This window comes from Cytophaga sp., from assembly GCF_051961495.1.
Taxonomy (GTDB): domain Bacteria; phylum Bacteroidota; class Bacteroidia; order Cytophagales; family Cytophagaceae; genus Cytophaga.
The window spans coordinates 21,379-41,184 of record NZ_JBQCDF010000137.1; the positions used below are offsets into that span (position 1 = coordinate 21,379).

At 40.9% G+C, this 19,806-nt stretch carries 23 protein-coding genes and 1 pseudogene; 2 read left to right on the forward strand and 22 right to left on the reverse strand.

Annotation, left to right across the window (positions count from 1 at the left end; genetic code table 11):
- The 19 genes from ACTHJT_RS06920 to ACTHJT_RS07010 all read right to left on the reverse strand — a co-directional run bounded on the left by ACTHJT_RS06920 (nucleotide 1) and on the right by ACTHJT_RS07010 (nucleotide 16,626).
- Nucleotides 1–1,149 carry a DUF2062 domain-containing protein gene (locus ACTHJT_RS06920; RefSeq protein WP_440237271.1) on the reverse strand — a complete coding sequence of 383 codons (1,149 nt, stop codon included), beginning with the start codon at nucleotides 1,147–1,149 and terminating at the stop codon, nucleotides 1–3.
- 49 nt (nucleotides 1,150–1,198) lie between these two features.
- On the reverse strand, nucleotides 1,199–1,570 hold the full coding sequence (locus tag ACTHJT_RS06925; protein ID WP_440237272.1) for a hydroxymyristoyl-ACP dehydratase: 372 nt from the start codon (nucleotides 1,568–1,570) through the stop codon (nucleotides 1,199–1,201).
- Nucleotides 1,570–2,223 carry a hypothetical protein gene (locus ACTHJT_RS06930; RefSeq protein WP_440237273.1) on the reverse strand — a complete coding sequence of 218 codons (654 nt, stop codon included), beginning with the start codon at nucleotides 2,221–2,223 and terminating at the stop codon, nucleotides 1,570–1,572. Before ACTHJT_RS06930 ends, ACTHJT_RS06925 begins: the two co-directional genes overlap by 1 nt.
- Nucleotides 2,201–2,842, reverse strand: a complete 642-nt coding sequence (locus ACTHJT_RS06935; protein WP_440237274.1) for a LolA family protein — start codon at nucleotides 2,840–2,842, stop codon at nucleotides 2,201–2,203. Before ACTHJT_RS06935 ends, ACTHJT_RS06930 begins: the two co-directional genes overlap by 23 nt.
- A gap of 13 nt (nucleotides 2,843–2,855) precedes the next feature.
- Nucleotides 2,856–3,623, reverse strand: a complete 768-nt coding sequence (locus ACTHJT_RS06940; RefSeq protein ID WP_440237275.1) for a polysaccharide deacetylase family protein — start codon at nucleotides 3,621–3,623, stop codon at nucleotides 2,856–2,858.
- A complete protein-coding gene (locus ACTHJT_RS06945; protein WP_440237276.1) occupies nucleotides 3,610–4,674 on the reverse strand; it encodes a beta-ketoacyl synthase chain length factor in 1,065 nt (354 codons plus the stop codon). Before ACTHJT_RS06945 ends, ACTHJT_RS06940 begins: the two co-directional genes overlap by 14 nt.
- Complete coding sequence (locus ACTHJT_RS06950; RefSeq protein ID WP_440237277.1) at nucleotides 4,665–5,873, reverse strand: beta-ketoacyl-[acyl-carrier-protein] synthase family protein; 1,209 nt, start codon at nucleotides 5,871–5,873, stop codon at nucleotides 4,665–4,667. The genes ACTHJT_RS06945 and ACTHJT_RS06950 overlap by 10 nt, the downstream gene beginning before the upstream one ends.
- A gap of 7 nt (nucleotides 5,874–5,880) precedes the next feature.
- A complete protein-coding gene (locus tag ACTHJT_RS06955; RefSeq protein WP_440237278.1) occupies nucleotides 5,881–6,150 on the reverse strand; it encodes a phosphopantetheine-binding protein in 270 nt (89 codons plus the stop codon).
- Nucleotide 6,151: 1 nt separating this feature from the next.
- The gene (locus tag ACTHJT_RS06960; RefSeq protein ID WP_440237279.1) at nucleotides 6,152–6,781 is read right to left on the reverse strand and encodes a hypothetical protein; all 630 of its coding nucleotides are present in this window, start codon (nucleotides 6,779–6,781) and stop codon (nucleotides 6,152–6,154) included.
- A 2-nt stretch (nucleotides 6,782–6,783) separates the two neighbouring features.
- Complete coding sequence (locus tag ACTHJT_RS06965) at nucleotides 6,784–7,905, reverse strand: beta-ketoacyl synthase N-terminal-like domain-containing protein (protein WP_440237280.1); 1,122 nt, start codon at nucleotides 7,903–7,905, stop codon at nucleotides 6,784–6,786.
- The gene (locus tag ACTHJT_RS06970; protein WP_440237281.1) at nucleotides 7,906–8,319 is read right to left on the reverse strand and encodes an acyl-CoA thioesterase; all 414 of its coding nucleotides are present in this window, start codon (nucleotides 8,317–8,319) and stop codon (nucleotides 7,906–7,908) included.
- 9 nt (nucleotides 8,320–8,328) lie between these two features.
- On the reverse strand, nucleotides 8,329–8,754 hold the full coding sequence (locus ACTHJT_RS06975; RefSeq protein ID WP_440237282.1) for a 3-hydroxyacyl-ACP dehydratase: 426 nt from the start codon (nucleotides 8,752–8,754) through the stop codon (nucleotides 8,329–8,331).
- Between the two features lies 1 nt (nucleotide 8,755).
- Complete coding sequence (locus ACTHJT_RS06980; RefSeq protein ID WP_440237283.1) at nucleotides 8,756–9,826, reverse strand: class I SAM-dependent methyltransferase; 1,071 nt, start codon at nucleotides 9,824–9,826, stop codon at nucleotides 8,756–8,758.
- Between the two features lie 33 nt (nucleotides 9,827–9,859).
- On the reverse strand, nucleotides 9,860–10,756 hold the full coding sequence (locus tag ACTHJT_RS06985) for an LpxL/LpxP family acyltransferase (protein WP_440237284.1): 897 nt from the start codon (nucleotides 10,754–10,756) through the stop codon (nucleotides 9,860–9,862).
- Nucleotides 10,757–10,833: 77 nt separating this feature from the next.
- Nucleotides 10,834–11,574, reverse strand: a complete 741-nt coding sequence (gene fabG, locus ACTHJT_RS06990; RefSeq protein WP_440237285.1) for a 3-oxoacyl-ACP reductase FabG — start codon at nucleotides 11,572–11,574, stop codon at nucleotides 10,834–10,836.
- 6 nt (nucleotides 11,575–11,580) lie between these two features.
- Nucleotides 11,581–13,131: an HAL/PAL/TAL family ammonia-lyase gene (locus tag ACTHJT_RS06995; protein WP_440237286.1), complete on the reverse strand. Its 1,551-nt coding sequence runs from the start codon at nucleotides 13,129–13,131 to the stop codon at nucleotides 11,581–11,583.
- Nucleotides 13,132–13,282: 151 nt separating this feature from the next.
- The gene (locus ACTHJT_RS07000) at nucleotides 13,283–14,566 is read right to left on the reverse strand and encodes a phenylacetate--CoA ligase family protein (protein ID WP_440237287.1); all 1,284 of its coding nucleotides are present in this window, start codon (nucleotides 14,564–14,566) and stop codon (nucleotides 13,283–13,285) included.
- Nucleotides 14,567–14,950: a holo-ACP synthase gene (gene acpS, locus ACTHJT_RS07005; protein ID WP_440237288.1), complete on the reverse strand. Its 384-nt coding sequence runs from the start codon at nucleotides 14,948–14,950 to the stop codon at nucleotides 14,567–14,569. It lies immediately after the preceding gene.
- On the reverse strand, nucleotides 14,947–16,626 hold the full coding sequence (locus ACTHJT_RS07010) for a C45 family autoproteolytic acyltransferase/hydolase (protein ID WP_440237289.1): 1,680 nt from the start codon (nucleotides 16,624–16,626) through the stop codon (nucleotides 14,947–14,949). Before ACTHJT_RS07010 ends, acpS begins: the two co-directional genes overlap by 4 nt.
- Before the next feature lie 152 nt (nucleotides 16,627–16,778).
- Between ACTHJT_RS07010 and ACTHJT_RS07015 the strand changes: the two genes are divergently transcribed.
- Nucleotides 16,779–17,108, forward strand: coding sequence for a DUF3817 domain-containing protein (locus tag ACTHJT_RS07015; protein WP_440237290.1), 330 nt, complete (start codon nucleotides 16,779–16,781; stop codon nucleotides 17,106–17,108).
- A 2-nt stretch (nucleotides 17,109–17,110) separates the two neighbouring features.
- On the opposite strand, the gene ACTHJT_RS07020 is transcribed toward ACTHJT_RS07015, so the two are convergent.
- Genes ACTHJT_RS07020 through ACTHJT_RS07030 form a run of 3 tightly spaced genes read right to left on the reverse strand, consistent with a single transcriptional unit; the run spans nucleotide 17,111 to nucleotide 19,348 of the window.
- Nucleotides 17,111–18,082 (reverse strand): hypothetical protein, encoded by a 972-nt coding sequence (locus ACTHJT_RS07020; RefSeq protein ID WP_440237291.1) that lies wholly within the window; start codon nucleotides 18,080–18,082, stop codon nucleotides 17,111–17,113.
- On the reverse strand, nucleotides 18,082–18,585 hold the full coding sequence (locus ACTHJT_RS07025; protein WP_440237292.1) for a heavy-metal-associated domain-containing protein: 504 nt from the start codon (nucleotides 18,583–18,585) through the stop codon (nucleotides 18,082–18,084). Before ACTHJT_RS07025 ends, ACTHJT_RS07020 begins: the two co-directional genes overlap by 1 nt.
- 46 nt (nucleotides 18,586–18,631) lie before the next feature.
- On the reverse strand, nucleotides 18,632–19,348 hold the full coding sequence (locus ACTHJT_RS07030) for an RDD family protein (RefSeq protein WP_440237293.1): 717 nt from the start codon (nucleotides 19,346–19,348) through the stop codon (nucleotides 18,632–18,634).
- A gap of 135 nt (nucleotides 19,349–19,483) precedes the next feature.
- Here ACTHJT_RS07030 and ACTHJT_RS07035 point away from each other — a divergent pair.
- Nucleotides 19,484–19,806, forward strand: a pseudogene (locus tag ACTHJT_RS07035) (stage II sporulation protein M); the annotation flags it as partial.

Below are 19,806 nucleotides of genomic sequence, written 5' to 3' on the forward strand. Positions count from 1 at the left end.
TTATTTATTTAAAGCGATGTCTTTTTTGATACGATCTGAAAGAAAAAGCAAAACATAAGATATTGTAAATACCAGCACACCCATAATCATTGCCAGTACAAAACTTCCGCAAATGTATTGATACAGGTATTTCCACACATCATCCAGATTGATGTCTGCAGAAAAGACCAGATCTGTAGGCTGGTTCAGTAAGATAGCTCCCAGGTAATAACTGCCATACAATATAAACGGAATGAACGGCGGTATACTGATGTTGGAAAAGATCGCAACAATTATCTTGTTCAGCTTTAAAAGATGTGCCAGACCAATCGCTAGCCAGATCTGGTATCCCCAAAACGGAGTTATCCCCATAAACACGCCAAACCCCATAGACATTGCTTTCTTCAATGCCGAATCCGGACTGCCTACCGTATGGTCATAGATTTTTTTTTTACTTTCCTTAAAAGAAAAGTTTTTAATGAATCGCAGCGGATGGAACCAGAATACAGCCAGTAAAACAAAAACAATGTTCAGCAAGGTAATGCGGGTAACATCTTTAAAAGGTCTGAAATGCGTTATACGTTCTTCCGTTGGCGGATAAAACACCTTGATCGGAATGGATAATACATCCACGCCTTTCCAGAACGAACGTACCATCACCTCAATCTCGAATTCGTATTTACGGGTAATAAAATGAATGGTATTAATAGGTACCAGCGGATACAATCGATAGCCCGATTGCGTGTCGGATAAACGGATACCGGTAACCACCCAAAACCAGAAGCTCGAAGCGCGGTTACCCATGCTGCTTTTGGAAGGAATACCCGGTTGATCCATATTGCGCGCACCGATAATGATCGCATCCGGATGCAATTCTATCTGATCAATAAACAAGTGTAAATCATCCGGATAATGTTGTCCGTCTGAGTCAATGGAAATCGCATATTTATAACCATGTGCAAAGGCAGCTTTAAAGCCGGTGCGCAGTGCCATCCCCTTGCCTTTATTACGTTCGTGGTGCACAACCAGCAATTCCGGGAACTCCACTAAGATCGCTTTTGTCTGATCAGAAGAACCATCATTTACGATAACAATATTGGATGTATATTTCAGTACATCCTGCACAACTTCTTTAATGGAACCGCCATTGTTGTATGTCGGTATCAGCACGCAACATTTATGATGTATAAACTTATGATGTAATGTAGTATGCTCCATATTACTGTACGAACAATAAGCTGCCTGAATATTTTAAAAGAAAACGGTCAGCATTTTTCAGACTGGCCTGGAACACAAGTCCCGCTTCGGTTCTTTCCCTGATCACAATTTCTGCATCAATCACATTGGATTCCACAGGATTCAGCATAGAGAGAAACTTGATCATATCTGCTTTATCTATCGATGCCTTAACCTGCAGCGATGTTTCAATTAATTCTTTCACACATTGAATCATGCAAACACCAGGCAAAACCGGAACATCCGGAAAATGCCCTTTAAAAACGGGATGTGCAGCATCCACCAACAGCCTGGAGCGTATAATTGATTGCTCCAGGGTACTTTGTTCAATGCTATATAAATGATCTACCAACATTATTGTTCAAATGAAATTGCGGTTAATTCAATTTTCATGTTAAAATTGTGGTGCTCGACAATTACCCTCGCCGGCGATTGTTTGTCAAACATCCTGTAACTAACCTCAAATTTACTCTTAAATTTTGAACCATATGCATAAGATATCTTTAAGGGGAAATTATCTTCGGTGAGTTCTGCAAATATAAAGTCATTTCCATAATCAAACCGTACCAATTTCCCTGTAGAACGATACTGCATAAGCGTGGCATTCCTTAGCTGCAGGCGGTTGAATAAAACAACCCAACGGATATCTTCGATGATCGTAGCCATAACTGCTTTAGAATCAAGCTGTGGAATACACCTGATCAGTTGATAGGAATCGTGCATCACCAGTGCATCAAAAAAAGAAACACCCATTTCAGTAAAAAATGATACTTTTAATGTATCGGCATGTTGCTGTTTGATGGCCAGGATTCCGCTTAATTCCTTTCCATATGTGCGTACGCTTGTTTTAAAATAATAAATGGAATCAGATTGAAAAAAAGTTGTCCTGATCGTATCCGTGGAAGTACTTACAACAGAAGCTTTTTTAAAGGTATGTCTGGAACAGGAAGCCAGCAGGATGAATGCTACTACACCATAAGTCAGTTTATTGAACAATAAATTCTTCATCCTTGATTGGAGTATTATAAACACGGTTAATAAACGAAATTAACGTATAATCCCCGGATTTTTCAGTCATTTCTACTTTAACTACTCCAAAATCTGTCTTAGAGACATACACATTTACTTTATTCACGTATTCCTTCATCGCAGCATCTACCGGAGTCATTTCCATTAAGAAGAATTTGCTGTTCTCCTTGAATACAATCGCAAACTCTTTACTGTCGAGTACATTGCCCTGTACCGCATTGATCATAAGATCATTTACATACTTGAACAGCTTATTCGATTTGGCATCGTATTTATTTACTTTGCCGTTATCTTTAATAACTACCTTGCCCTTGTACAAAGACATGATGTATTGAAATGGTGTGGTATATTCCAGCTTCATCATGTCCGGCTTTTTAAATTTCATATTCCCTTTGGATATGACTTTCTGCGCCATGAATGAAAGGCTCTTCTCCTGGATGAAATCACATTTCATGGATGTAATCGTTTGATTTTTCTGGTTCAGTTTTGTTTTAAAACCCGCAACATCTTTCATGGCTACATACGGATCCGAATCAAACACGAAAGACGTCAACATTGCAACCAATACCAGACAACCAATACCTATGACTTTATTCATTGAAATTTATTTCTTATGATTTTAAACTATCTATATCAAACGTAAATCCTTTATTACGGACAAATAACAAAAAATCTGCCAGAATCGTTGAGGTCACTTCCTGCGTATCGTGAAATAAAATAATATCCCCGTTTTTTATGTTCGCTGTAATACGCGCCAGTACCTTTTCCCCCGAACGGCTCACTGTATCAAATGAACGCGTATTCCAGCCAATCACCTTCATGTTTAATGCAGCTGCTGCTTTGGCAATATTGGGGTTGGTAACACCAAAAGGCGGGCGATATAGCTTTAAGGAAGGTGTAATACGTTCTATCTCAGTTTCTGTCCGATGAATCTCTTCCATCACGCGTTGCGTTGAATACATCCCGATCAGATTTGAATGATTGTAACTGTGATTGGCAATGATATGTCCTTCTGCAACAATGCGCGCTGCAACCTCCGGATATAAAGCAACTTTTTTACCGATACAAAAAAAAACAGCTTTGGCCTGATGTGCAGCAAGCGTGTCCAATATCAATGGAGTAAGCTGCGGATGCGGACCATCATCAAACGTGAGTAGAATATTTTTTTTACCTGGTACGGCTAACGAACAAACCGAAGGCAGAAAAATCTGGGTGCGCATACGGAACACACCTACAATTATATATGTAAACCATACGAAGATAAGACTAATAAAAAATACCGTTGACCAGACAGATGTTATGTGTAAATAAGCAACCAGGAAAACACTCAGTGCAAAGAGGCCTGCAAAAACAGCGCGTATAGTCTTATACTTCCACATCGGTCAACAAACAGAAAGAATGATATTTACCGCGGAACTGATTGTATATAATGATTCTTTTGGGTTCTTTGTGACCTTCATCTGTAAGTATACAGGAAGCCGGTACTTGTTTTTTGTGCAGCACCTGTACTGCCAGCCAATATGCATGCGCAGAAGCCGTGAAAGATTCTCCGAACAAATGTTTGTATACAAGCTGGGTAGATGACTGAAATAATGTACGTACCGGCTCATAGTGTGCATCACTCTCTATATCTCCATTCATGCCCAGTATAACCACATCTACATCCGACACCTTCAGGGAAGCAGCTTGTAAAAATTCAGTGAATATATCCTCTATCTTTTTATTTTCCGGTAAGATATAAATCAGTTCCAGTGCCCTGATCACAGCCATGGATGAAACTGTTCTTTCTGTTGAAAGTACCATGCTCACCACACCTTCTCCCATCTGTACGGGAACAGAATCAATGCCTGCAATAGCTTCGCCACGATCCCAAAGACCCAGGCGTTTCAGTACAGTATTCGTAACAGGAATGACTTCATCGGCGGCATTCACCAGAATATTTTTGCAGCTGTTGTCCTGCAGCATCAGCACACCATCCAGCAGAGACGATTCGAACGAAAAGTACCTGTTTGAATAGGTATAATTCGGATGGTAGCAGGTGATCATCATGGCAATCTGTCCGCTGATGGTATTATGTGTTGATTGGATGAATGCTGTCGGCGACAACATGGATTCATTATTCTCAATCAATGAACGTAAAAACTTTTCCGTGTCTTCCAGGCAACCCAGTCCGGTACCGGTAATAATTGCTTCCGGCATTACGCCTTCTGCCATTGCAATACTTTTCTGAGCAGCAACCAGCGACATTTTGATCAGCTTGCTGAAACGTCTGCTCGCCGTTGGATTCAGGTATTGCTTATATTCCGGTTCAATGGCTTTTCTGTAAGCAGCCGATGGTGCCGCAACGTCGCCCTGCAGAAATGTTTCATCTACGGTAGGCTGTGCAGAAACAGCAGACAAGCCATTGATATAAATATTCCTTAGCTGCATGCTGAAATCAGTAATGATGAATTATTCCCGCCAAAACCAAACGAATTGGATAAAATATGGCGGATTTTTTTATCTGTTTGAAGTTCTGTAACAGGAATGATTCCTGTTTCTTCAATCGGCTCTTTAAAGTTCTTATTCGGGAAGATCCATCCGTTCTGTATGGCAAGCACCGACATTACGGCTTCAATGCCACCCGCCGCTGCCAATGTATGTCCCGTCATTGCTTTGGTAGAGCTCACCGGAGGCAAGATTTCGAAAATGCGTTTTAACGCTACACTTTCAGAAAGATCATTATTCTGCGTACCGGTGCCGTGCGCATTGATGTAATCAATGGCTGCAGGTGCCACACCGCTTACTTTGATGGCTTGTGCCATGGCCAGATACGCTCCTTCTCCATTCGGCGACGAAGCCGTCTGGTGGTAAGCATCACAAGCGTTACCATAACCGGATAATACCGCTAAAGGTTTCACACCTCTGCGTGCGACAGAAGCTTCCGATTCCAGAACAAAATAACCGGCAGCTTCGCCCAGGTTCAGGCCTTTCCTGTTTTTATCAAACGGCTGACAGAATTCGTCAGACAGGATCATCAGGGAATTGAAACCGTTTACAGTAAACTTACAGATTGCATCTGAACCGCCGGCAATCACCACATCACACATGCCTGATTTAATAAGGCGGGCCGCATGGATCATGGCATTGGCAGCTGAAGAACAGGCTGTACTGATGGATGTAATGTAACGTTGAATATGGAGCAGCGCTGCTATCTGTTCGGCAGAATCGCCGCAGTCGTGCGTGCGTGCAAAATTTAAATCTCCCTGGGAAGGATCTGTCAAGTAATCTGCATAAAACAATTCACCTTTATCCATACCGCCTGCACTGGTAGAATGTACTAAAGCTGCCACCTGCAGCTCTTTTGCTGCGAGGCCGGCCATTGTTGCTGCTTCCTTTGCGGCAATCATGCCCAGTAAAGCTGTTCTTGAATAGATCTGATCGGCAGGTAAACCGGGAAGCAGATCTTTCAGAGCCTGGTCGCTTAATTGAATCTGTGCCGTTGGCAGTGTACGGGCAAGGATGGAATCCAGTCTGCTGGTATGTGAGACACCGCTGGCTGATCGCATAATGGAACCGGTCAATTCCCGGATCGAAAGTCCGATCGAAGAAACAGAGCCAATACCTGTGATCAATACCTTGCCGGACATCTACTAATTATTGTTGTTGCTGTTGCTGCTGTTTTGAGGTAATAAAATCAGCCATGGATTTAACCGAAAAAAATACCGTTTTACCTTCTTCAGCACCATTTACTTTGATACCATATTTTTTCTGAAGCAAAACGATCAGTTCTAAAACATCAATAGAATCAAGCCCTAATCCGTCAACGAACAAAGGCGCATTATCTTTAATATCTTCAGGGGCAATATCCTGCAGGTTGAGTTGTGAAATTATTTCTTTTTTTAATTCGGTAATCAATCGGTCCATATTATCGATATAGTAATTCTATTTGCATTGATGAGAGCTCCGTAGCGTCTTTTGCTGGTAAAGTATTTTTTTCTGCATACATCAGTAAAACATCCGGAACTCCGTGTCTATATTCTGCCCAGCCAACAATTACAGCCCGGGCATTTTTAACATCCAGTAAATGTGTGGCATAATTTGCTAATTGTTCAGCAGGAAGGGTTTCTGAAAGCAGAAATATGTTCTCCCCTTTAATCTTATACCGAATACAGATTTCGCCCATTACGATGTTTGAAAGCGTATATACAAATATAGCAGGACTAGGGAAAAAAAGCTCCTTATTGTTGATAGTTTTATTAAATTCAACATCAGTATCCAAGGATCCGGAGGCATTTGAAAGGATTATTCCAATATCTGTATCCTCATATCCCTGCTTCCAGTTATAGCCTTTAAAAAGGTAATCCGCAGCAAGAATCCCATATTTAGACAGGTCATCCATTTTAAAAAACTTAGGATAATCCAGTCCAACATGCTTATAAACAGACGTCAAGTCTGAATCCACAGACTCTTCACCATCATTCGTTCGAATGACAATGTGTGTATCTGCTGAAGACACTTTTTTAATCCGGCAAAAGCGAGAGATGATATTCGTCATTTTTACTTTTTTAAAATAAGAGCAGCGTTTCCGCCACCGAAACCGGAAGCGGTTTTCAAACCGATCTTCAGTTCTCTGTTCCGGTTTGATTCTGTACATATATTTAATGCCACGCTGGTTCCCTGATGTTCGAAACCGAGAGAAGGAATGCCTGAATTATTCTTTAGACAATGCGCCAGGAATACCGTTTCAATGATACCTGCCGCTCCTAAGGTATGTCCGATATTCCCTTTAATGCTGAATACAAGTGCGTCTGTTACCTGCGCTGTCTGGAAAGCCAGCGATTCCATTTCATCGTTGTATATCGTAGCTGTACCGTGGGCGGAAATAATATCAATTTCAGCGCCCTTTACCTGTGCCTCCTGCATTGCCCACGCAATTGCGTTCGACAAGCCATCGCCGGTCCTTGAAGGGCCCGACAAGTGATTGGCATCATTGGATGAGGTTACCGCTGCAATTTCAATGGCACCATCTTCCGGCTCAGTTGAAAGAATAAGAGTGCCGCAGCCCTCACCGATCGAAACACCTGCGCGGTCTTTATCGAATGGCTTGCATGGAAACGGACTCATGGCCTGAAACGAATAAAAGCCCGACAATACAAAATCTGATGCCAGATCCGCACCTGTAACTACTGCATATTTATACGTTCCCTGCTGTAAGGCATAACAGGCATATTCGATCGCCTGCACGCCTGAAATACAGGCGTTGGAAATAACGACCGGCTGGTTGGGATCATTAAAGAAACGTGTAATGTAAGCAGCCATAACTCCTATCCGAAGGCGGCTCTGATCGAAAAGCGGATTATCCAGCTGGTCAATATTTCCTTTGGTTGATGCAACCACAAACAATACGTCCTTCTGATCGGTCCGGACCAGCAGCGGTTCAAGCGCTTGCTGAATGGAATCAATAATCAATTGCTCGATCCGTGTAAAGATTGTTGAGTGATGATTGTTGCCATAAACAGACTCTTCTCCAAATCTGGAGGTATAGTATGTACCAAACTGGCTATTGCTGTAGGGTTTTACTGATGTAGCACCTGCATACAATTGGCGCAGCGTTTCATCACTATTCCTGCCAAGCGGAGTTATGACAGCATCTGAAAGTATGTAAACAGGTTTTATCATTTATGCCAACCCGTTTTTCTTTTTCCATGCCTGTATAAATGCTGGTATGGTTAAACTCAATTCTTTATTGGAATCTAAAAAAACCTGAATGGTCTCTCCGGTTGCAACAATTTCATTTGTTTTCTTATTGCGGATTACAAATGTAAAAATCAGTTTCGCCGCTTCGCAGTCAACGTATGTAGCCTGCACCAGCGCTGTATCGCCATATTTTAATGAACGCTTATAGTCGCACTGGACTTTCACGATCGGTGTTGAATAACCTGCCTTGTTTACATCCAGATAATGAATGCCGTATTTTGAACCAAACGCTTCGCGTGCATCTTCAAAATAACGTACATAATGTCCATGCCACACAATATGAAGAGAATCTACTTCACTGAAACGTACCGGTATTTCTAATTCATGTGTTAACATAGCATGCAATTATTTTTTCAAAACAATTTTCATTTCGCAGGAAAGCACCGGAATTGTACCAACAAAACTCTCGCCCCTGATCAATGTCATGTCAAAGATTTCCTCCAGCACTTCTACGCGAGTTGTTATGGTTTCGCCAACCTTCGGTAACTGAAGAATGGTTAAGTTCTTTATTGCGCCTATAAAGCCTACGGGAACAACTTCTTTTTTCAATGCACAGGCATATCCTACTCCCGCTGCCGCTGTCTGCGCAATATTTTCAATCAACCCGGGCTCGTGCAATAAACCATCCTGCACAAACAAAGTATCTGCTGTTACAGTCAGTGCAGTTTCAGTAATTCCACCGTAGACATTCACCAACGTATCAATCATCACGATCGGATCACGCTGAGGTATGTATTGCGTTACATGCTTATCGGGAAGTACAATGGACATATTATTTCTTCCTGCAAATTAAAACGGTATGGCTGATGCCAACATTGTTTATATCTTCTTCCACTTCGAAACCTGCTTCAACCACGCAACGGATGAATACTTCTGAATGATACATCTGGCTGTTGCCATTTGCAATGCAAGTGAAGTACAGGGAGGTCTGCTGCAGGCAGAATGCTGCTGCTTCGAACTTCTGTCTGTCCCAGAACGTTTCCATGATGATCAGTTTACCGCCTGGTACCAGCGCCCGTTGAGCCTTGCGTAAAATGCTCACGATCTCTGCCTCCGAGAAGCAATCCAGGAACTGGCTCATCCAAACCACATCATAGCCTTCAGGTAATACCGTTTCCGGCTTCAGAATATCAAGCGGATGATATGAAATACGATTGCCTTCAGTATACTTTGCAATGTTTTCTTTTGCCATAGCAATCTGCTGAGGCAAGTCTGCAATAGTAAGTTGTACATCCTTGTTATGATGCACACAGCTCAATGACCATTTACCTGTGTTTCCGCCAACATCCAGTATCTTTTTAGGATTGAATTTGAAAACAATCGGCAATACTCTGCTGAACGAATCATCTGAATAAAAGTGATCAAACGCCAGCCAGCTTTGCTTTTCTTTTTCCGGAAGTTCTGATAAAGCCTGGTAGAATGTTTCATATTGTGCACCAAAAACTTTTAATCCTTCAGGTTTACCGTTAACAATGGATTCTTTTAAATTGAAAAAGCCTTTGTAATTAATATCCTGTACAAAATCCATATTGGCTTTTGTCATCGGGTCATTTAATATATAATAGCCAACGCGTGTAAGGATATAACGGTTGTTATTGAAGATCAGCAAGCCCATGCCCAGTCCGGCTTCCACGAGCACACGTACACCATAATTAGTTAATGTTAGCTTCGCAACAATATCTTCCTGGCTGATACCTTCCGCACCGGCATCTTCAATCACTTTCAGAATACCTAAATCTCTCAATGCCATAGAAGCCTGAAATACAAAGGGAGCAAAAGCAATTTTTTGCGCTTCAAATTTCGCATCTACTGCTGAGTGCTTTTCTTCGTGATAAAACCTCATTGAGGATCTTGTTTCTTTTATCTCCATGCTCTTTTATTTTCCTATTTGCCAGAAATTATAATAATTAAACCATTGATATGGATATTGCTTCACTTTCAGTTCAATCATGGATACAAAGCCGCTTAGCGCTTCTTTCAATTGTTCCTGCTGCTTATTTTTATCGCGATCAAATCTGAATATTTTACCTTCGGTAGAACTTAAATAATAATGCGAGGATCTCTGTTTCATTGCAAATACAAATGACACAGGCACCTCATATTTAGCGGCCATCAGCAGTGGACCAACCGGAAAGCATGCATCTTCACCTAAGAAAGGAACTGCTGCAACCCGTGTACCCGGCAGAAAACGATCGCCATGCATGCAAACCAGTTCTTTACGTTCAAATGCATCATTTATTGCATATAAATGCGACAAGTCTTCTTTAACGGCAATGACATTAATATTTTTTTCACCTTTTACCTGATCAAGGTATTCTTTTACTTTTTCATGTTCGCCTTCAAACATCACAATGTTTATTTTGGCCTTCACGCGATAGAGTAAATGCCCTGCGATCTCCCAGTTTCCTAAGTGAGCACTGATCAATAAACCTCCTGTTCCCTCATCTACCATTTTGATCAGGTTTTTTTCCCCTTCAAAAGTGAATGTAAACTTACCATAACCAGCCATAACGATTACACGGTCAACAAGCGTTTGTCCGAAGATGTAGAAGTTTTTATATACGCCTGAAACGGATTTCAGGAAAGAAAAACCCAACTTGTTGCGCAGTATGAAATAGATTGCTTTCCAGGCCTGGTTGTATTGTATGAAATAGTAAAAGGCAGCCGGATACAACACGATATAGGTTGGCCAGACACCCAATCTCCGCAGAATAAAAACGAAGAAAGAATAACCTGCTTTAGATCCTTTTGATTTGCCATCCCATGTTGCCATGTCAACCAGTAGTCTGTTTTATTCTGAAGCCTGAATCTTCAGAAGTATGGTATTGTTAATTTATTTAAACTGAATTTTTACGAATACAAACCTCCATTAATGGAAATCACTTCAGCCGTTATATAAGAAGCTTTTCTTGAAGCTAAAAAAGATACGAGCTCCGCTACTTCTTCCGGTTCACCGAAACGGTTTGCGGGAATCATAGCTTTTGCATCTTTTTCATTAATATCCTGCGTCATGTCGGTTTTAATATACCCGGGGGCCACAGCGTTTACGGTAATACCACGCTTTCCAACTTCCTGTGCAAGTGCTTTCGTAGCACCAATCACACCAGCTTTAGCAGCAGAATAATTCATTTGTCCGGCTACACCTTTCAATCCCGAAAGCGAAACAATATTCACAATACGTCCATAGCGGTTCAGCAGCATCTGATTGATCAATGTTTTCGTAACGTTATACATTCCGGTAAGATTGGTATCAATGACACCATCCCAGTCTGCAGGTTCCATCCACATCAACAGGTTATCATTACGGATTCCTGCATTATTGATCAATACTTCAATCACTGAATCCGGATGCTGCTCAAGCCAGTTGCCCAATACACGGGCTACTTCTTCCCGATCCGCAACGTTAAATTTTAACAAGGATGCCATACCTCCGTTCTCCACGATCTGAGCGACAGTCTTTTCTGCTTCAGCATCATTCGACCGGTAATTGATCAATACATGGTAGCCATCTGCGGCAAGTTTTATTGCAATTGCTTTACCTATACCTCTTGCGGCGCCTGTAACCAAAGCAAATGTTGAACGGGAAGACATGCTGTATTAATTAGGTTGTGGAATGGATGTTTGCAGAACAGAGACTCTCATTTTAGCCGCCAACTGCTGAATCTCTTTATACTTCGGCTGATCTTCCCTGAATGGAACAAACACACTATGTATAGTCGCCAATACGGCTGAATTGTTAACGGATAAACGGTTCGTCAATTCAAGAATATCAATCGCCTGCGTCACAGACATCAATTCAATAGCCATTACCTGGTATGCATTTTCGATCACTTTCGCACACAGTAGTGCTGCATTTGTTCCCATGCTCACAATATCCTGGTTGTCATTATTATTCGGAATACTGTGTACATACATAGGGTTCGCCAATGTTTGGCATTCAGCTACGGTTGATGTTGCCGTGAACTGAATTCCCTGTAAACCGAAATTCAAACCCAGCACGCCTTTATTCAAAAACGGAGGCAGCATGTTATTCAGCTTACTGTTCATTAAATAATTTATCTGGCGCTCTGCAAGCATCGCCAGTTTGGTGATTGCAATCTTCACTTTATCCATTTCCAGTGAAATGTAATCGCCGTGAAAATTTCCCCCGTGGTAAATGTTATTTGTTTCCTGGTCAACAACAGGATTATCATTCACTGAATTCACTTCGTTCTCAATTACCTGAGTTGCATATTGAATGGTATCAGCAATAGGACCTACAATCTGCGGTACACAACGGATGGAATAATATTCCTGAACTTTATCTTCGAAATACATTTCATCCACTTTCTTATACAAATGAGTCGCTCTTGACTTAATGAGAGAGCTTCCTTCAAGTCTGCGGCGGATTTCCGAAGCTACAAACTGCTGTCCGGCGTGAAGTTTCACTTCATTCAATTCTGCAGAGAAATAATCATCGTAAGAGGAAATCAATTCATTGATTAATGAAGCGGCATTGATAGACCAATCCATTAATTGCTGCGCCTGAATCAGGTTTACCACGCCTATACCGGTCATGAATGAGGTACCGTTCATGACTGCCAATCCTTCACGGATCTGTATGTCGATTGGTTTGATACCAGTTGCTTTGAAAGCTTCTGCAGCGGTACAGATCCTGCCGTTGTAATGTACAGATCCTTCGCCGATCAGGCATTGGCCCAGATGCGCCAGCTGTACTAAATCTCCGCTGGCTCCCACGCCGCCGTGTTCGTATATGACTGGTGTAATGTTATTGTTTACTAAATCCCGTAACAATAATACCAGACTTTCGTGCACACCTGACTTGCCTATTAAAAAACTGTTTAAGCGAACAATCATCGCAGCTTTCACATACACGGGATCCAAGGCATTACCCGTTCCTGAACAGTGGCTTCTGATCAGATTATACTGAAGTGTTTTACGGTCTTCATCACTTACACGGTATTGAGCCATGGGACCAAAACCAGTGTTGATGCCATAAATAATTTTATCAATAGAAAAGTCTTTCAAAAACTGATGGTTTTTACGAACACGCTCAATTGCTTTTTCGCTTATCTCCAAAAGTTCATTTGAATATAAAATCCCCTTTATCTGAGCTACGGTTAATATCTGATCTCCAATAGTTGCCATCAAAACTTATATATGCTTAATCCACAAAAGTATAACTTTGTTGGCACATTTGCAGATTTTGTGCATAAACAATCAGAATGTAAGCTTATGAAAAAAATGGGTTTAGAAGCTAGTTTCGGGCTTCAGAATCCGGAAAATCTTTCATCCTGAATTAATTACGGTTATCCATAAAATCTACGGGTTTCCTGAAGTTCAGGCTGTTCCGGATCTTATCGACATATTCAAGCTTCTCATACACTACTTCAGGAGTTACCCGGATCTTCGCCTTAAAATGATCTTTGATTATTTTATCGTTTTCCTCGTTTTCTTCCTTGCAGGCCACATGTACACGAATCATGTCCAGCCCCAGTTCATTGTGGTATACTTCCGTATAATACGATTTGATACAGGAAATTTCATTGAGTATTTCGCTCAGCGCCGGCGGATACAAGGTTGTACCCTTAAACTTAATCATTTGTTTCTTCCTGCCTAAAATCGGCCCGACACGTTTTGTATGTCTTCCGCAAGAACATGGATCTGAATATATGCGGCACAAGTCTCCGGTCTTAAAACGTAGTAAAGGCATCGATTCTACACCTAGTGTAGTGATCACCAATTCTCCGCTCTCTCCTTCCTGAACAGCGTTTCCGTCGTCGTCGATGCATTCTGTAATAATCAGCTCATGTAGCTGATGCCCGCCCTTACCTGCTTCACATTCGGTAAAGGCTGTACTCATTTCTGTAGATGCATACGTAGAATGCAGGGAAACCGGCCAGCGTTCCACGATGCGTTTACCGAGATTATTTAAAGAAAAATCTTCATTACGGATCGATTCACCTATACAGATGATCCGTTTTACCGATGTGCTTTTTACATCAATACCATGTGCATCTGCATAATCAAGCAATTTTATGATAAAGGACGGTACACCGATAAAAACTGTCGGAGAAAACCGTTTAATCGTACTCCATTGCAATTCCGGTGCTCCGGGCCCAACGCGTATCACGGCAGCTCCGATCTTTCGAAGCCCCATATAGTAAGCAATACCGGCCATGAACAATTTATCCATGGTTGCGGAAAGCTGTACTTTATCAACCGCTGTAACACCGGCTACGGATAGCGACAGGTATTCATTATGAGCAAGACGTGCCAGATCATTTTCAGATAAATGAAATGGAATCGGTTCGCCCAAAGTTCCGGAAGTAACTACGGTGTCAGCAATCGCCTGTTCTTCTATACACAAAAGCTCAGGATAAAATTGGTTCAGATCTTCTTTAGAAGTGAATGGAATTTTCTTCAGATCAGCAGCTGATGTGATCGATGCCGGATCAATATTATGTGCGTTAAAAATACGTTTGTAATACGGAGATTTTTCTGCCAGATACTGTATCTGTTTCCGCAGCAGTTCATCCTGTGTCTGGCGTATCTGTGCTTCTGTCTGAAAAGAAGTATTCATTTATTTCTGATTAATTAATACAAATGCAATAGCCTGCTGCCGGCTGTGCGACAAACTGACCTGTACCTCCAGTTCGCCGGTAAAATGTTGTTCCAGGAACTTATTCAACGCCCGACTGCGTTTAAAATAAGGCTTCCCGTTCTCCTCATTATTGATGCTGAATTCCTTCAGGTCCAGCGTGAAATCAATTCCAGTGCCCACCGCCTTCAGCAAGGCCTCTTTTGCGGCAAAGCGTGCCGCATAAGACTCATAGCGATTGGCTTTCTTTTCGCAATATGCAATTTCTTCCCGTGAAAAAACCAGTTCCCTGAAGCCGGACTCTGCGTCAATGCGCTGCCGCATACGCTCAATATCAACAATATCAACCCCTATACCTACATTCATAAATTCTTTGTACAGGTTTGAATGAATGCATCGATTTTATCCCGGTCTTCTTTGCGAGGTATAATTTTAGATTTTGCCTGGTTAAAATATTTCAATGCTGCCCCATAGTTTTTATGCGCCAGATAATATTTTCCAATTTGCAAATGTGTTTCAAAATATTCAGGATTGGATTGTTCAAACGCAGCCAGCTCCTGGTCGCTGACAGGAAGATTGTATGAGGTGCTTTGAAATTTCTGCAGCCTGCTTTTATACAATACATAACGTTGGTATTCATCAGTCGTTAAGAATGTATCGGCAGCAATTGTTCTGTTTTCTTCATACACAACCTTGTGATCCCGGATAGAAAAAGTATCTGAAAAGATCTTCTTCAGATCATAACACACAAATGCTCCTAGTTGATACGGATTGGTAGAAACCCAAACCAGCTGCTGTTCCGGTAAAAAAATAATGGAATGATGAGCTACCAACTGGTTAATGGTATTTTCATTCGAGAGACCGATGTTACTTTCATTCCAGCCTTTTCTGTTCCTTAAAATATTCACAGATGTTTGCGGTGTTTTTACCGGTACCTGATCCATTACCTGCTGCAGGCGCTTGTAACGTTCAACCGTAGCACTTTCATTCATGTGCTTTATGTTCACAGGATCTCTCAGAAAATACGGACTTTGAAAATGATTGGTACTTAAGATTTCAGCACGCGGAGAAGTATATAGAATGGTTGTATCCGGTGTCTTTTCAATCAACACTGCTTTATGATCCAGCGCGGAGCCTATTAAAAAGGATTCTGAAACAAATGATTTCGCTCTTGATGCAATGGCAAATGCTTCATCAATATTTTTTGCATACTGCAGAATCTGTCTTGAGATCAAGGTTACGGGAGTTGCAGTACTGGAAGGTAATACGGAAGGTGCAGCATTTAACGTCACCGTTAATCCATGCTCATTCATACCGGATGCAACTCCTGTAAAGCCGCCCCATGTAACCAGCATTTGTTTATATCCTTTATCGGGATTGATGAATAAGATGATACGCTCTTTTGAAAAATCATCACCGGCATAAAAATCAAAATTACGTGCGATCAGCAAGCTGCTGTCTGACGTATAGGAATTCCATACACCATAAGACGAACAGGCTACTAAATTCATGTTCTGCATGGCATGACCAATATCGTGTGCGCCATGATAATTCAGCATACGCTGATAGGCCGGCGCTATATAATCATAGCGTTCACTGGCAAATCTGGAAACACCATAAATTTCCTGTTTATTTTCTTCGGCAATGTTTTCATCCAGATCCTTATTCAGCCACACAACCACCTGCTTCAAAAAGAACTGATATAGCCTGGATGGAATCAACGCATTCAGACGATTTACAAAATAATCTTCCTGGCGTACGACCAGTTCCTGTGATAGCAATCCATTGACATATCCGCGCTCAAAAGGCTTCCCTTCAACATACATTTCATACAGCCCATACTCGTTTTTATGAAGCCAGTTATTACCAACCGCCCAGCCGTTGGCAATGGAGTCCCTTTTTAATGTTGTATAAGCAGCTTCATCTTCAATCACTGGCTCAGAAAGAGATACCAGCCACAAAAAAATACCTGATAAAACAGCCATCAGCAGAAAAATATACAGACTTATTTTAAGGATTTTTTTAATGATTGATTTAAACATAGCAAAGGGACGAGTACATTCCTGTAAAGCGAATATACGCATTTGATCCCTCGAATAAAAAAAACTGCTGGCAGGCTCAAAATCAAGCGGTTTAATGTTAGCACAAAATACCAAAAAGAAATACCTTTACAGCATAAACAGATTATACAACTATGTCAGAAATGAACGCTTCCTCCAAAAGAAATCTTTCCAAAACCATCCGTTATATTGGCGTTGTAGAGGGGATTTCCTACCTGGTATTGCTGGTTTTATCCATTTTGAAAAGAACAACTGATCTGAATGTTCAGGATGGAATAAAGCATCTGGGCATGGGGCATGGTGTTCTATTCATTCTGTTTGTTGCTGCTATTCTGTTAGGCAAAAAATATTTAAGCTGGGATAATAAAAAATCAATAACAGCCTTTATCGCTTCATTAATTCCTTTCGGTACATTCTGGCTGGATATTCAGCTTAAAAAAGACGAGGCGTTGATTACAGAATAATATCATTTCTTCCTGCTCTTCTTTTTACCGTAGAGATACGTTTGATATTGCAGAGAAAACATCGGTGCCCAGTAATTATACGATCTGTTCTTCAATGCCAGCGTAACACCCAGATCGATCCGGCTGTTTGAGTTACTGATGAACTGCACCGAGAACCTCCCATCTACATAAGAACCGGCAATCAGTTCTTTGTATGTATAAGGATTGTTAGCTGCGTATTGTGCAAAGTCGATCGTTTCACCGTGCTGTTGTACAACAGCTTTTCCATATTGTTTCCAGGTGAATTCCGCATACAGATTTATATTCAGGTCTGAATATTTTTCATATTCCAATGGCCATACCCGATAACCGGTAGAAAACTCCAGGTACACAGCATCCCCCGACTGAAAGCGGATATCAATATCCTTTTGCGTATATAACAACGGATGAATATATCCCGCCGTTAATGAAGTCCCCAGCCGTTCAATCAGAAATGTGGCAATGATGCCGCCACCATACCCGGTATTGTCGTTCATTAAGGATGGCTCAGCGGAGTCATGTGCAACAAACGATTTATTTCCCTGAGCAAAAGCAGCCATCCTGAAATGCCGGTGATAATTATCCAATGTCAGGAAACGGTATTTACTGTATACATTAATGCCTTCTACCGCATAACCTGCCGGCGGATAGGTTCTTAAATGGTGATTGAAAAAATATTGCAGGATATCTGTCGGGAATGAATTGTAATGGTGATTGGAAATACCAAGCGTAGACATGACTGTCCATTTAGAGGTGATGCCCAGCATATACCGTAAGTGATAACTCTCTTTGATCCGGCCGGAAGATTGTTCTTTATACCGGTCATAGAAGAAGCGGAAACCTGAAACTCCTTTCGGTACCGTAGATGCAGGCTCTGCGTGCGGAAAAAGTTCCTGTGCTGTTGCTGTTAGCCGGAACAGAATAAAAAATATTCCACAGATAATTTTCCCGTGCATCAATAATAGAAATAGATGGAAGAATCAGTAGTCTTCGATGTAAGATCCGGATGATTTTTTTTCCAGGTGGCAAAATCTTTTTTGTCCATGAAAAATTTACCAACCAATGTATACATACTTTGCCCGGCAGCCAGTGCCTCCTCTCCAATATATAAATAATGAGCCGAACAATCACCGGCATTAAACCTGTTGTTCAGTTTTTGGCATGCAGGGACTTTAAACGATCCCACAGAAAACCCTGCATCATAAACAGCCTTTGCCAATACATTCCAGTTTACCTGTTGGGAAAAGTCTACTAATACGGTGGCTTCATTCCGGTTTAAATTCATCACCACAGATTTTACAAAAAATACCTGCAGCAGTTTTTGTTCAACAGCTTTCGAACAGCTGGAACAGGTTAAACCATCAACATTGATACGTACCGTATCAATCTGGGCCGACACAGTTGAAAGCAATGAAAGGCAGATAAAGAATACGAAGGTTGTTACGCTTTTCTGAAACATGGGAAGAAAATCTGACAGAACTTACAACGTATTATGAAACAATTTATTACCTGGTCAGAATAACGTAGTCTTTCAGCACCTGTTTTAAAAAATCGAGTTTCTTTTTAGGCTCAGGAATTTCCATTTTAACAGCAACTTGTTTGCTCAATGTTTTAATCACTTCAGTATGCGCTTCATTCGGATATTTTTGATAACGGTCTATACTACTTTTTAAAATCAGCATCTGATCTTCTGTAAACCGCAACGATTGAGGGTAGACAGGTTCATACCCTTCTGCGCTTTTCTTTTTCAATACATTATCCAGGTCTATTGCGTACGTTGGTTTTGTTTTAATCACAACGGTATTGGCCACAAAATCTCCCAGGCGCTGATGATTTTTTGTAACTGTAACCATGATCACCGCTAATGTTCCAAATGTACCGGTAATATCAATACTTCTGAATACCCAGCGGGTTAGAAAATCATTTAAGCGTGCCTCCTGTCCGTCAAGTCGAACCACCTGTAATCCCATGGCCATTTTACCAAGCGTTTTACCATTATTAAATACCTCAAAAGCAAGACTATAGAAAACGGTTATTGGCAAAATTAATATTACAGACAAAATTTCACTACCGGTTATTGACAGCAACAGCAACCACAGAATCAGACTCGAAATAGCAACTACAACAAAATCAAGTATACAGCCAATGACCCGGTCCATCAAAGAGCCTGCCTCATAATCGATTGCTACATTTTGTGTCGTTTGTATCTCTATCTTTGACATAAAAAATGAATTTTTATTATTTTTATATGGTTAATCATTTTGCTATTTTAAAATGTTTATCTACTATTGAGAGATTAACTTTTGCAGTCAATTTTCAAGTATAATTATATATCGTTTGAATTTAGTAGTTTTTAAATGAAAGAATCACTTTTTATCAAGCAAAATAAAAAAAAATGGAAAGAATTAGAAAAGCACTTAGCTTCAGGTAATTCGGATCCGGATAAATTAAGTGATTTATACATTCAGGTAAGTGACGATTTATCGTATGCCCGCACGTTTTATCAAAACAGATCGGTGCGTTTATATTTAAATAATTTAGCTCAAAAAGTTTATTCGAATATATATAAAAGCAGACGCTCCCGTTGGTCTGATATCATTTTTTTCTGGAAAGAAGAATTACCCAAAATTGTATGGGATTCACGTAAAGAACTAACACTCAGTTTTTGCGTGTTTGTATT